The organism is Pseudomonas sp. TE24901 (assembly GCF_054058375.1).
This window is the reverse complement of record NZ_JBSSAF010000015.1, coordinates 100316-112546: the sequence shown is the minus strand read 5'-3', so window position 1 is coordinate 112546 and position 12231 is coordinate 100316. Positions and strand designations below refer to the sequence as shown.

Sequence of the window (12231 nt, the reverse complement as noted above, 5' to 3'; positions counted from 1 at the left end):
GGCGAGGGAGCTTGCTCCCGCTGGGTTGCATAGCAACCCCCAATCCAGGCGATCTCACTGCATCAAGCACAGGGTTGCGATGGATTTGGGAGCGCTTCGCACTCCAGCGGGAGCAAGCTCCCTCGCCACATAGGCCGGCGCCTACGGGGCTCAATCAGGCGTTTTGCGCCTGAAGGAAGATCGAGAACAGCTCAGACTGGGATTTGATCCCTAGCTTGCTGTACATGTGTTTTTTATGGACTTTCACGGTTTCTACAGAGATTTCCAGCTTACGAGCGATTTCCTTGCTGGAGCAACCGCTGAGCATCAAACGGCCGACATCCAGCTCGCGTGCGGTCAACTGCGCGCCCCATTCATCGTTCTGCACGGGCGGTTGCGGCGCGCTGACCTGGTTGAGTTCATAGGGCAGGCGCTGGCGCAGCAGGCTCAGTACCCAGGGTTGGATCAGCGACAGCAGGGCAATCTGCGTCGGGTCAAAACGCTGCTTGGAACCCAGGGACAGGCACAAGGTACGCCCATCCGGCAGGTGGCAATTGAACTGGATTTCGTCGGCCACCACGTTCAGGCGGAAGTAGCGCTGGTAATACTCGGTGAGTTCGAAGTGCTCCGGTGCCACCTCGGCCAGGCGCAACAGGCCGGTGTGGGCGTGCTCGCGGCTGGCGATGTAGAAGGGGTCGAGCAGGTACAGGCCGTTGAGGTAATCCTGGAACAGATGGTCGGGCGTGCCGTCCGCGCCCGGGCATTCGGCGAACACCAGGGGGCGGTGCTCGCTGCTGAACAGCAGGGCCACCCAGCTGTCGGACGGCACATACTGGTCGAGCAAGCGCACCAGTTGGGTCCAGAAATTGGCCTGGTCCAGGGCGTCTATCATTTGCCCCACCGAACGGTGCCAGGCGATGTCTTCCAGCGACATGGTCATTGATCTACCCCTATCGGGTTACCCCCGCCGCGTAATTCCCTGGCAGGGTGTGGCTGCGCATACTGCGGCACAGATAAAGAACAAGGAATACTCATGAAGGTCGAATTTGCCCAGTTGGCAGGCCGTGATAACGACACAGCTTACAACCTTGAGCGCGCCTTGGCGGCAATTGCAGCCTGCGCCGACGATACCCAACTGATCGTCTTTCCGGAAACCCACCTGACGGGCTTCCCCTCGGCTGAAACCGTCGCCGCTGTGGCCGAGCCGCTGGACGGTCCCACCGTGCAAGCCATTATCCAGGCTGCCCGCGCGCGTGATGTGGCTGTGGTGATCGGCATGATCGAGAGCGAGGGCGGCCAATTCTATAACACCACCCTGCTGATCACGCCCGAAGGCATTGCCTTGCGTTATCGCAAGACCCACCTGTGGCCTTTGGAGCGCGGCGTGGTCAGCCCCGGCGATCGTTATGCCACCTGCCTGTGGAAGGGCGTACGTGTCGGCCTGCTGATCTGCTACGACATCGAATTTCCGGAAACCGCCCGCGCTTTGGGGCAGTTGGGGGCTCAATTGCTGCTGGTCACCAACGGCAACATGGACCCCTACGGGCCGACACACCGCACCGCAATCATGGCTCGCGCCCAAGAAAACCAGGCGTTTGCGCTGATGGTCAACCGTGTGGAAGACGGCGATGGCGAATTGGTGTTTGCCGGCGGCAGTGCGCTGGTGGACCCGTTCGGCACCTTGCTGTTTGAAGCTGGGCGTGAAGAAGGGCAATTCACCGTCGAGCTGGACCTCGACCAACTGGCGGCAGCGCGCAAGGACTACCGCTACCTGGACGACCAGCGCTTGAAATTGCCGGGTGAGGTGATCGAGCGCAGCGACGGGACGCGCGAACTGTTGATCCCCAAAAACTGATTTTCAAGGCTGGTGAGATTCTGTAGTGAGCGGGCTTGCCCCGCGCTGGGCTGCGAAGCGGCCCTACATCCTGCAATCCGATTGTGTCTGAACGGACGCAGCGCGAGGCAAGCTCGCTCACTACAAAACCTGTGCCTTAAATAAGAAAAAAGATACCTGCAACACCCCTTTCAGTTCTGCCATAAATCTAATAATTGCGCGGAGAATCGCTCATGGCTCGTTTGCAACGCACCCTGTCGCTAGGGTCGGTGGTGCTGTTTGGCATCGCCTATATGACGCCGATCATTGTGCTCGGTACCTTCGGTATCCTGGCGCAATCCACGGCGGGCATGGTCCCCGCCGCTTACCTGGCCGCCCTGGTGGCGATGTTCTTCACCGCCATGAGTTACGGGCGCATGGCTTCGGCCTTCCCGGTGGCCGGTTCCGCCTACAGCTACGTGCGCAAGGCCATCAGCCCCAAGCTGGGCTTTATCGCCGGTTGGGCGGTGTTGCTCGACTACCTGTTCCTGCCCATGGCCATCTGGCTGATCGGCGCGGCTTACCTGCACTCGGCGTTCCCGGCCGTGCCGCAGTGGGTGTGGGTACTGGCCTTCATCGGCATCACCACCGTGATCAATATCATCGGCCTCAAACTGGCCAACGGCATCAACGCGCTGCTGATGCTGGTGCAGTTCCTGGTGTTGATCGCGTTCGTCGCGCTGTGCATCCACTACATCGGTGGTGATGCGAGCAAGCCACTCTGGACCATCGCCCCGTTCTTCAACGGCCAGATGCAAATGCCCTTGATCATGAGCGGTGCGGCCATCGCCTGCTATTCGTTCCTGGGCTTCGACGCGGTCAGCACCCTGACCGAGGAAACCCGCGACCCGCGCCGCACCATTCCACGGGCGATCATGCTGATCACCTTGATTGGCGGGCTGATTTTTGTCGGTGTGTCGTACTTCGTGCAGGTGGCCCACCCGTCGTTCGAATTTGCCGATGTGGATTCGGCTGCGTACGAAATCGCGCGCAATATCGGTGGCGACCTGTTTGTGTCGATCTTCCTGATTGGCCTGATCGTCGGCCAGTTCGCCTCGGGGCTGTCGGCCCAGGCCAGCGGCTCGCGGTTGTTGTTTGCCATGGGACGTGACGGCGTGTTGCCCAAGTCGTTCTTCGGCACCTTGCATGCGCGCTTCGGTACGCCGGTCAACAGCATCCTGTTGTGTGCGGTCGTGGCGTTGCTGGCGCTGAAGCTGGACGTGACCACCTCCACCTCGTTCATCAACTTCGGTGCGTTCCTGGCGTTCAGCCTGGTGAACCTGTCAGTGATCTTTCACTACTGGATCGGTGCAAAAGAGCGCGGTGTGCGTGAGCTGATCCTGTTCCTGGTGTTCCCAGTGATTGGCCTGCTTGCGGATGTGTGGCTGATGGTCAGCCTGGATCACCTGGCGATTTACCTGGGCCTGGTGTGGTTGGCGATTGGCCTGGTTTACCTGGGTTTCCTGACCCGCGGTTTCTCGACACAGCCACCGGAAATGGACTTCCAGGAAGCCGCATAGAAGCGCCGGACCTAATCTTATTGCAATCCGTTCTCGTTTGGGTGCATGATTTATGTTACTGTGTAACACATATTTCGCACCCAGACGCCCCGGAGGCCTTATGAAAGCTGGTATCCATCCTGACTACCGCACCGTGCTGTTCCACGACACCGCCGCCGACGTGTTCTTCCTGATCGGCTCTACCGCCGACAGCGACCGCACCCACACGCACAGCGACGGCAACACTTACCCGTACATCCCGCTGGACGTGTCCAGCGCCTCGCACCCGATCTACACCGGCCAACAGCGCAAGACCCAGGCCGAAGGCCGGATTGCCGGGTTCAACAAGCGTTTTGCCTCCTTCGGTTCAAGCCCGAAAAAAGCCGACGCGTGACGGCACACCGTTTCACCTCGAAGGCCGCTCCGGTTTCTGGAGCGGCTTCTTTTATGCGTTGATATCGTAAGGCCATCATCTTGTCGAAAACCGACTAAACTACTCAGTAAACGCCAAGGAGGCAGGCCCAGACCGTAAGGAGCGCACACCGACGATCCGAGGTGTCCCATGGGAGAGTCCGTAACCTTCACCGATGCCGACCGTGCCGTGGTGCTGTTGATCGACGCCCACCCCGACGTGCTGCATAGCCTCACGCACCTGCTGCGGCTGGAACCCTTCGACCTTCACAGCGCCACCTGCGCTGCCGATGCCCTGGCCATCCTCGCCCGCCAACCCGTCGACCTGGTGATGAGCGCCGCGCGCTTGCCGGACATGGACGGCGCCACATTGCTGGCGCATATCCACCAGCACTATCCCCACACCGTACGCATCTTGCTCACCGGCGAAACCGACCTGACCCTGATCGTCAAAGCCATCAACGAGGGTGAGATCTACCGCTACCTCAGCAAGCCCTGGAAGGACGAAGAACTGCTGCTGGCCCTGCGCCAATCCCTGGCCCACCAACATTCGGAGCGTGAGCGCCTGCGCCTGGAGCAATTGATCCTGCAACAGAACGAGGCCCTCAAGCAGCTCAATGCCACCTTGGAAAAACGTGTGGCATCGCGCACCAGCGAGCTGCAACAGACCGCCGACATGCTCGACCTGGCCTACGAAGAGCTCAAGCACAGCTACGCCACCGGCACCGAAGTGTTCTCGCTGTTGGCCAACCTGCGCCTGCCCCGCGCCAAGCAGACCAACCGCCAGATCATCGAACTGGTGCGCACCTGGTGCGTGGCCCATGGCGTGGACGAGGCCAGCAATCGCGACCTGACCATGGCCGCTGCGCTCTACAACATCGGCAAGTTGAGCTGGAGCGACAGCATGATGGCTTCGCCCTCGGACCTGCTGCACAGCAGCGATCGTGAGCGTTATCGCGCCTACGCCGCCCAGAGTGAGTCGCTGCTGATGACCCTGGAACCGATGAAAGACGCCGCACGGCTGATCCGTCATCACCAGGAGCGCTGGGACGGCTCGGGCTTTCCCGACCACCTCAAGGGCGAGGCGATTCCGGCCGGTTCGCGCCTGTTGAAACTGGCGGTGGATTTCATCGAACTGCAAAAAGGCCTGATCCTGGAACGGCAGATGAACAGCGACGAAGCGCTGCTGTACATCCGCAAATACGCCGGGCGGCTGTATGACCCGCTGATGGTCGAGGACTTTGTGCTGGTCTGCGCCACCTACCTCAACGACGTGACTCTGGGCGACCCCAACGTCAAGGTGCTGGGCACTCGCGAACTGGAGGAGGGCATGATCCTGGCGCGCAATCTCAACGCCGATAACGGTATGCTGCTGCTCAATGCCGGGAAGGTGTTGAACCTGCCCTTGGTGGACAAGCTGATCGCTTTCGAAACCATGGAAGGTGCGCGGTACAGCGTGTTCATCAAGGACACCGCCGTAACCCCAGGCTGAACACACTCTACAACTGTGGGAGCGGGCTTGCTCGCGAAAGCGGTGGATCAGTCAATGCATCTGAGACTGACACTCCGTATTCGCGAGCAAGCCCGCTCCTACATCGATTGCGGCGTTCCCAACGATCATGTGATCCTTGCACCTTTGTGTTCAAGGTAACCTTTCATGACTTCTACCATCCGCATCGCCGCCGCCCTGCTGATCGGCAACGACGGCCAGACCCTGCTGGTGCGCAAGCGCGGTACCCAGGCTTTCATGCAGCCGGGCGGCAAGATCGATGCGGGCGAGCAACCCGCCGAAGCACTGGCCCGTGAGCTGCACGAAGAGCTGAACCTGCGGATCAATCCTGAAGATGCGCTCTACCTCGGCCACTTCTCGGCCCCGGCCGCCAACGAACCCGGCTTCACCGTACACGCGGAATTGTTCCAGGTACGGATCGACGTACCGGTAACCCCCGCTGCAGAAATCGAAGAAGTGCGCTGGATCGACCCGGCCGGTGACGGTGGCCTGCCGTTGGCGCCGCTGACGCGCGACTTGATCCTGCCGTTCTACCGCGCTTCGCTGCCCGCATGATCATTCGCACCCTGGGGGCGGGCGAGGCCGAGGCCTATCGAGCCTTGATGCTCGAAGCGTATGGCGCTTATCCCCAGGCCTTCACCTCCAGCGTGGCCGAGCGTGCGGCGATGCCGTTGAGCTGGTGGGAAAAGCGCCTGAGCAGCCCACTGGACTGTTTGCTGGGTGCTTTTGAAGAGGATGAACTGGCGGGCATTGTCGGCTTGGCCTTCGAGCCCCGGGAGAAAGCGCGGCACAAGGTGACGCTGTTCGGCATGTACGTCACCCGCGCGCATCAACGCAAAGGACTGGGCCGCCAGTTGGTGGAGGCGGCGCTCGATGAGGCACGCCGTCACCCACGCCTCAAGCTGATCCAACTGACCGTCACCGCTGGCAACGATGCCGCCTTTGCGCTGTACCAGCGTTGCGGTTTCATCCAGTACGGCCTGGAGCCGCTGGCGGTGCGGGTGGGGGTGGACTACTTCGACAAGATCCACATGTGGCGCGAACTCAAGACCGACTGATATCCAACTGTAAGAACCCATTCCAATGTGGGAGCGGGCTTGCTCGCGAATGCGGTGTGTCAGTGATGGATCTATCGACTGACACTGCGTTTTCGCGAGCAAGCCCGCTCCCACAGTTTGATCCTCACTGTTTCTAATATCAGCGCACCGCGCTGACGCCATCCAACGTTGAAAACGACGTGTCCTTGGCCGTCAGCAGGAAGTCGCGCATGTACGGCGCGTCCAGCATGTCGGCACGGATCGCCGCGTACAACGTTGCAAACAACCCTTTCTCGCCCAGGCGCTTGGCCTTCACGTAGCCACGCGAGCTGTACTCGTGCAGGGCCCAATGGGGCATGCCGCACACGCCACGGCCGCTGGCCACCAGTTGCATCATCATCACCGACAGCTCCGACGTACGTACCTGGGCGGGTTCCACGTCGGCGGGTTCGAGGAAGCGCGTGAAGATGTCCAGGCGGTCGCGCTCCACCGGGTAGGTGATCAGGGTTTCAGTCAGCAGGTCTTCGGGCACGATGTACGCCTTGTGCGCCAACGCGTGCTGGTTGGCCACCGCCAGCATGGCTTCGTAGGTGAACAACGGCACGTAGGTGATGCCCGGCAGCTCCAGCGGGTCGGAGGTCACCACCAGGTCGAGGTCGCCACGGGCCAGTGCCGGCAGTGGAGCGAAGGCGAAACCTGAGGCCAGGTCCAGCTCGACTTCCGGCCAGGCATCGCGGAATTGGTCGATGGTCGGCATCAGCCACTGGAAGCAGCTGTGGCATTCGATTGCCATGTGCAGGCGCCCGGCGGTGCCCCCCGCCAATCGTGCGATATCCCGTTCGGCACCGCGCAGCAGGGGCAGGGTGGCGTCGGCCAATTGCAGCAGGCGCAAGCCGGCGCTGGTGAAACGCAGGGGCTTGGTCTTGCGCACGAACAGCGGCATGCCCAAACGCTCTTCCAGCTCTTTGAACTGGTGGGACAGCGCCGACTGCGTCAGGTGCAAACGCTCGGCGGCTTCCACCAGGCTGTCGGCCTCGCGCAGGGCGTGCAGGGTCTTGAGGTGACGGATCTCGAGCACGGGATCTCCATGAATATAATTTGTAGAGAATCTGAATGGCGTGAGTTTGTCTCATGTTGACGCGCCTGTCGACAAAATGTGACCACTCGGCACTCTTCATCAAACTGTCACGGAACTGTGGCAGCGCGCTTGAACAAACTTCATCAGACTCGCGCTCTACTGGGGTTCTGCGTTTCGGTGTTTTTCATGCGCGTGTTGTTTTTACTGGCCGCTCTCTTGTTCGGCCTGCCGTCCTTTGCGGCTTCTCGATGTGACGTCAATGTCCCAACCCAAACGGTCGACTTGGAAAAGGTGAGCATCGCCTACCAGAGCATTGGCCGTGCGTCCGACCCTGCCTTGCTGCTGGTGATGGGCCTGGGCGGGCAGTTGATCCATTGGCCGGATGAGGTGGTGGTCGCCCTGTGCCAGCAAGGTTTCCGGGTGATCCGCTACGACAACCGCGATGTCGGCCTGTCCACCTGGCGCCAGGCGCCGGCCAGCGCCAACCTGACGTTTGAAGTGCTGCGCTACAAGCTCGGCCTGCCGGTGGCGGCGCCCTACACGCTGACCGACATGGCCGACGACGCCCTGGGCTTGATGGACGCATTGCAGGTCCAGCAGTTCCACGTGCTGGGCGCAAGCATGGGCGGCATGATCGCCCAGCACCTGGCGGCCATGGCACCGCAGCGGGTGGAAAGCCTGACCCTGGTCATGACCAGTTCCGGCGCCGAAGGACTGCCCGCCCCGAATGCGGCGCTGGTGCAGTTGCTGTCGCGGCGCAGCGCGCCCAATCGCGAAGTGGCGCTGGAACAACAGGCCGACCTGTTAGCCGCCCTCGGCAGCCCTTATGTGAAGGACGATCGCCAGGCGTTGCTGCACCAGGCGGCGCTGTCCTATGACCGCGCCTTCAACCCCGACGGCGTGAAGCGCCAGATCATGGCCATCCTTGCCGAGCCCAGCCGTGTGCCGCTGCTCAACCAATTGCGGGTGCCAACGCTGGTGGTACATGGCACCGCCGACCCGTTGTTGCCAGTGATGCATGGCGTACACCTGGCCGCGCATATCCAGGGCAGCCAACTGAAACTGATTCCGGGCATGGCCCATCGTTTCCAGGAGGCGTTCAAGGCGCCGCTGCTGACGGCGGTGCTGCCGTATCTCAAAGCCCACCGCGAAGATGCCGCGCACTGGGCGCAGATTGACCTGGGCGAGCCTTCGAAGGTGCTGTGACATTGGTGTATCGTGCGAGGTTTCCGGCGCGTGAATGCCAGCGAGGTTGCCTACCATGAGTACTCCCCTGAAAATCGATTTCGTCAGCGACGTGTCCTGCCCCTGGTGCATCATCGGCCTGCGCGGCCTGACCGAGGCCCTGGACCAACTGGGCGCCGAAGTGCAGGCCGAGATCCATTTCCAGCCGTTCGAGCTGAACCCCAACATGCCTGCCGAGGGGCAGAACATCGTCGAACACATCACCGAGAAATACGGCTCCACGGCCGAGCAGTCCCAGGCCAACCGCGAACGCATCCGCGACATGGGCGCCGCGTTGGGTTTTGCCTTTCGCACCGATGGCCAGAGCCGCATCTACAACACCTTCGACGCCCACCGCCTGCTGCATTGGGCCGGGCTGCAAGGTTTGCAGTACAACCTCAAGGAAGCGCTGTTCAAGGCATACTTCAGCGACGGCCAAGACCCGTCCGACCACGCCACCCTGGCGATCATTGCCGAAAGCGTCGGCCTGGACATCAAGCGCGCCGCCGAGATTCTCGCCAGCGACGAATACGCCGCCGACGTCCGTGAGCAGGAACAGCTGTGGATTTCCCGGGGTGTGAGCTCGGTGCCGACCATCGTGTTCAACGACCAATACGCCGTAAGCGGTGGCCAGCCGGCCGAGGCGTTTGTTGGCGCCATCCGCCAGATCATCAGCGAAGCCAAAGCCTAAGGCCGGTCACCGTTCAAAATGTGGGAGCGAGCAAGCCCGCTCCCACATTGGTTATTCACTGTTTTTAAGATAAGTGCTGGCCCGTCCCTTGCATTACCCCCTCAAAGCCCCTCCGGCAGCCGGATGGGCGCTGTTATTAGGGGGCAACACTGCCTTGAATATTCTTGACCTCGACCACAGCCTTACCGGCCAGGCACCGATTGCCCGGCGTTTGGCCAGCGGCCAGGCCACGCGCCTCGACTTGCTGGACCTGGGCCCGAAACTGCGCCTGTGGTCCACCGAAAAAACCTGGAAGTCTTTCGCCGAGCGCCTGGCCAAACGGCCGCGGCCGGTGGATGCACGCCCGGAAATCCTGTTTGTTGGCTCCGGTGATTATCACCACCTCACGCCGGCGTTCCTGGCGGACCTCAAGGAACCCATCAGCCTGATCCATTTCGACAACCACCCCGACTGGGTGCGCTTTGCGCCCAAGCGCCACTGTGGTTCCTGGGTCAACCGTGCGTTGAAGATGCCGGCCGTCAAACGCATCGTCACCCTCGGCCCATGCAGCGACGACCTGCATAACCCGCAACTGCGTGGCGGCAACCTCGGCGCCCTCAAACGCGGGCAATTGCAGCTGTTTCCGTGGCAGCATCCGCCGTCGAAAGTCTGGGGCCGGGTAGGCGATGGCGCCGGTCATCAACAGCAGGAAAACCACCTGCACTGGCGCAACCTGGCCGAGTTGGACTGGACCGCGTTTCTGGAGCAGATGATCAGCAGCCTGCCCACCGAAGCGATCTGGATCACCATCGACAAAGACGTGCTGGCCAGCGAAGACGCCGCCACCAACTGGGACCAGGGCGGCATGCGCCTGACCCATCTGCTGGAGGCCCTGCGGGCCTTGGCGGCGCGCAAGCGCATCATTGGCATCGACGTGTGCGGCGAGTTCGCCACCCCGGCGTTCAGCAACGCGTTCAAGCGCTGGGAAGCCAAGTCCGACCAGCCGCCGCCCGAGCGCTGGAGCCCGGAGGATATCCAGCGCAACGCCGCGACCAATGAAGCCCTGATTGACCTGTTTGAGGAGTTGTTCCCGTGACCTTGCTCGTAGTCATGCTGGTGGCGTTTTCCATCGTGCTCGATGTGATCGGCCAGCTGTGTTTCAAGATCGGCCTGGACCGCCTGCCGGAGCTGGAAGGCGGGTTTCGCCTGAATGCGTTCTGGGGCCAAGTGTTCAATGCGCCGTTGCTGTGGGCTGGGATCGGCGCCTATGCCATTGAGTTTTTCGTGTGGCTGGAAGCCTTGTCCCGTGCGCCGTTGAGCCTGTTGTTCCCGGCCGCAGCGCTGGCCTACTGCGGCGTGGTGCTGGCGGGCAAGCTGGTGCTCAAGGAAACCGTCAGCCGGCGTCGCTGGCTGGGCACGCTGGTGATTACCTTTGGCGTGATGTTGGTGGCCATTGCAGGGAGTCAGGCATGAGTTCGCAGAATGTAGCCGCAGAGCGGCCCAGCGGCTGGCTGCACGGGCGCCTGGGCACCGTGGTGCTGTGGGCGTTGCTGATCGGTTTTGAAAGCGCCGGGCAGCTGTTTACCAAGGTGGCCGGTGACCAACTGGGGCAGATGGATTTCAACTGGCAGTGGCTGGCCGACGTGGCGCGTAACCCGGGGATCCTGGCGGCGATCGGCAGTTACATCGGTGCCTTTTTCGTGTGGATGCTGATCCTGCGGCGCAGCAGTCTGTCCCTGGCGTTTCCGCTGAGTTCGCTGGTGTTTGTGGTGGTGCTGCTGGGGTCGTGGCTGGGGCTGGGGGAACACATCAGCCTGCTGCACTGGGTGGGGGTTGCGGTGATTATCGGCGGGATCGCCTTGCTGGCTGAGGGCGAAGAGAACTGATGCACCACCCCTGTAGGAGGCCGTCTTGCCAGCGAGTGGTGAACAGGTTGGATTGTGTAGTGAGCGAGCTTGCCTCGCGCGGGGCAAGCCCGCTCACTACAAAATCAGGATCAGCCCTGGGATTTGCGGTGTGCCACCAGGAAGCCTAGGCCGTGGGACACCGGAAGCGCCTTGACGCCCGCTTCACGCTGCTGCTCGGCAATCTCCCGATGAAACGCCTTCACTTTGGTCCAGTGCATCTTCGGCCGGTAGTGGTGCTCGGCGTGGTAGCCGTTGTTCATCCAGATCAGGTTGTACAACACGCTGTAGGAACTCACGCCCCAGGCAATCGGCAGGTCCGGGTTGCCACCGAAATGTTCGTAGTAGCCATTGAGCGATGACAGGCACTGGCCCAGGTACCAGAACGGCAACAGCCACAGCACCGCCTGCCAGTTGTAGAACGCCAGGGCGATGTAGAACGCCACCGTCACGCAGATCTCCACCTTGACCCAACGAGCGTCAGCGGGGCGCTTGCGCTTCATTTCGTCGTAGAACGGCTTGGGGTCGTCGCGGAAAAAACTGAGGAACGTGTAGGCCCACGGGTTTTCCGGCTGGCCGTCCTTGCCGCGTTGGTAGATCGACAGCGGGTCGATGGTTTGCCCGTCCGGGCCCGGCAGGTCGGCGTTGCCACGGTGGTGGCGGTTGTGGATATCGCGGTAGAGCGTCTGGGAAAACCCGATGGTCACCGACAGCAGAAGGTCGAACCCACGGTTCATGGCGCGATGGGTGAAGTAGGCGTTGTGGATCTGGTTGTGGGAGATGCTGTTGATGCTCCACGACAGGCTCACCGCGTACACCAGCGCCAGGGGCACCAGTGCCCACCAGCTCAAGCTATGAAACGCGGCAACCAGCCAGATGACAAAAGCAAAGTGCGCCAGGCCCATGGCGATCGGGACCAGGTCCCACAGCGAATGGTGCAACAGGCGGTAAGCGGGGCGAGCCATGAAGAACGTCCTGAAAAGTGGATTCCAGGGCGTTACTGCAAGGCTCAGACCAACTTCATCGGCACTCACGAAACCCAACTG

14 protein-coding genes are annotated in these 12231 nt (G+C 61.7%); 11 read left to right on the top strand and 3 right to left on the bottom strand.

Translation table 11 applies throughout. The annotated features are described in order from the left end of the window. Nucleotides 1–154 precede the first annotated feature (154 nt). Nucleotides 155–919, bottom strand: coding sequence for a helix-turn-helix transcriptional regulator (locus ACVWVP_RS25845; protein ID WP_178922008.1), 765 nt, complete (start codon nucleotides 917–919; stop codon nucleotides 155–157). Between the two features lie 93 nt (nucleotides 920–1012). On the opposite strand from ACVWVP_RS25845, the gene ACVWVP_RS25840 reads away from it, so the two are divergent. From ACVWVP_RS25840 to ACVWVP_RS25815, 6 genes are all read left to right on the top strand, one after another. After that, nucleotides 1013–1834 (top strand): carbon-nitrogen hydrolase family protein, encoded by an 822-nt coding sequence (locus ACVWVP_RS25840; protein ID WP_259171866.1) that lies wholly within the window; start codon nucleotides 1013–1015, stop codon nucleotides 1832–1834. A 212-nt stretch (nucleotides 1835–2046) separates the two neighbouring features. Further along, entirely contained in the window at nucleotides 2047–3372 is a 1326-nt protein-coding gene (locus ACVWVP_RS25835; RefSeq protein WP_457408756.1) for an APC family permease, read from the top strand. Between the two features lie 100 nt (nucleotides 3373–3472). Next, nucleotides 3473–3745 carry a type B 50S ribosomal protein L31 gene (locus ACVWVP_RS25830; RefSeq protein WP_176994891.1) on the top strand — a complete coding sequence of 91 codons (273 nt, stop codon included), beginning with the start codon at nucleotides 3473–3475 and terminating at the stop codon, nucleotides 3743–3745. 168 nt (nucleotides 3746–3913) lie between these two features. Next, the gene (locus tag ACVWVP_RS25825) at nucleotides 3914–5254 is read left to right on the top strand and encodes an HD domain-containing phosphohydrolase (protein WP_457408754.1); all 1341 of its coding nucleotides are present in this window, start codon (nucleotides 3914–3916) and stop codon (nucleotides 5252–5254) included. Nucleotides 5255–5419: 165 nt separating this feature from the next. Then, entirely contained in the window at nucleotides 5420–5827 is a 408-nt protein-coding gene (locus ACVWVP_RS25820; RefSeq protein WP_178922016.1) for an NUDIX hydrolase, read from the top strand. After that, nucleotides 5824–6330 (top strand): N-acetyltransferase family protein, encoded by a 507-nt coding sequence (locus ACVWVP_RS25815; protein WP_457408752.1) that lies wholly within the window; start codon nucleotides 5824–5826, stop codon nucleotides 6328–6330. Before ACVWVP_RS25820 ends, ACVWVP_RS25815 begins: the two co-directional genes overlap by 4 nt. 139 nt (nucleotides 6331–6469) lie before the next feature. Here the strand turns inward: ACVWVP_RS25815 and metR are convergent, their stop codons facing one another. After that, a complete protein-coding gene (gene metR / locus ACVWVP_RS25810; protein WP_178922019.1) occupies nucleotides 6470–7387 on the bottom strand; it encodes a transcriptional regulator MetR in 918 nt (305 codons plus the stop codon). Between the two features lie 186 nt (nucleotides 7388–7573). On the opposite strand from metR, the gene ACVWVP_RS25805 reads away from it, so the two are divergent. The 5 genes from ACVWVP_RS25805 (at nucleotide 7574) to ACVWVP_RS25785 (ending at nucleotide 11167) form a co-directional block, all read left to right on the top strand. After that, the gene (locus ACVWVP_RS25805) at nucleotides 7574–8593 is read left to right on the top strand and encodes an alpha/beta fold hydrolase (protein ID WP_178922021.1); all 1020 of its coding nucleotides are present in this window, start codon (nucleotides 7574–7576) and stop codon (nucleotides 8591–8593) included. A 55-nt stretch (nucleotides 8594–8648) separates the two neighbouring features. Further along, nucleotides 8649–9302: a DsbA family oxidoreductase gene (locus ACVWVP_RS25800; RefSeq protein ID WP_178922023.1), complete on the top strand. Its 654-nt coding sequence runs from the start codon at nucleotides 8649–8651 to the stop codon at nucleotides 9300–9302. Nucleotides 9303–9456: 154 nt separating this feature from the next. Next, the gene (locus ACVWVP_RS25795) at nucleotides 9457–10377 is read left to right on the top strand and encodes an arginase family protein (RefSeq protein WP_176994884.1); all 921 of its coding nucleotides are present in this window, start codon (nucleotides 9457–9459) and stop codon (nucleotides 10375–10377) included. Further along, the gene (locus ACVWVP_RS25790; RefSeq protein ID WP_176994883.1) at nucleotides 10374–10754 is read left to right on the top strand and encodes a DMT family transporter; all 381 of its coding nucleotides are present in this window, start codon (nucleotides 10374–10376) and stop codon (nucleotides 10752–10754) included. Before ACVWVP_RS25795 ends, ACVWVP_RS25790 begins: the two co-directional genes overlap by 4 nt. Next, nucleotides 10751–11167 (top strand): DMT family transporter, encoded by a 417-nt coding sequence (locus tag ACVWVP_RS25785; protein ID WP_176994882.1) that lies wholly within the window; start codon nucleotides 10751–10753, stop codon nucleotides 11165–11167. The genes ACVWVP_RS25790 and ACVWVP_RS25785 overlap by 4 nt, the downstream gene beginning before the upstream one ends. A gap of 110 nt (nucleotides 11168–11277) precedes the next feature. Here ACVWVP_RS25785 and ACVWVP_RS25780 read toward each other — a convergent pair whose 3' ends face one another. Continuing rightward, nucleotides 11278–12150, bottom strand: a complete 873-nt coding sequence (locus ACVWVP_RS25780) for a fatty acid desaturase (RefSeq protein WP_178922025.1) — start codon at nucleotides 12148–12150, stop codon at nucleotides 11278–11280. Nucleotides 12151–12231: the final 81 nt, after the last annotated feature.